This window comes from Patiriisocius hiemis, assembly GCF_031846325.1.
GTDB lineage: Bacteria > Bacteroidota > Bacteroidia > Flavobacteriales > Flavobacteriaceae > Patiriisocius_A > Patiriisocius_A hiemis.
The window spans coordinates 1-625 of record NZ_JAVRHZ010000023.1; the positions used below are offsets into that span (position 1 = coordinate 1).

At 40.3% G+C, this 625-nt stretch carries 1 protein-coding gene; it reads right to left on the bottom strand.

What is annotated here, in order from left to right:
* The coding region (locus RM538_RS13375) for an HYR domain-containing protein (RefSeq protein ID WP_311333940.1) at positions 1-625 on the bottom strand (625 nt) is incomplete at both ends.

The window sequence follows — 625 nt, forward strand, 5'->3', positions numbered from 1 at the left end:
AATTGTTAAAGTAACAATTACATCTCCTGCATCACTACAGTCAAAATTTGTTTGGCTTGCAGAAAGTGTAAACCCAGGACAGTTGTCATTAGATCCATTATCGATATCTGCTTCTGTAATAGAAGCCATACCAAACTCATCTAATGTTACTGTAATATCTTGACAAACAGCTACAGGGTTTTCGTTATCAATAACAGTTACTGTGAAAGTACAAGAAACTGTATTTCCATCGCTATCTGTAGCTTCAAAAGTTACATCTGTAACTCCAACTGGGAAGTCTGAACCTGAAACAGGACCAGCAACTACACTAGTTGTAAGAGGACCGTCTTCTGCATCAATAGCAGCAGCATCTGCAAAAGATACAGCAGCTGTACAATCTCCAGCTCCATCATCATCGCTAGTAATTGTAATATCTGCAGGACAAGAAATAGTAGGAGGTGTTCCAACTACTCCATTATTTGTCATAGTAAGACAGAAATCAAAAATATCTCCTTCGTCACCAAGACCACCATCTTCGATAGTAAGTGTCCAGTCACCAGCAATTGTTTCGCCTGCAAATGTTGCCATTAAGCTACCACCTTCAGCTTCGTATCCTGTTGCAGCAGGAGCACCACCTACCCAAGTA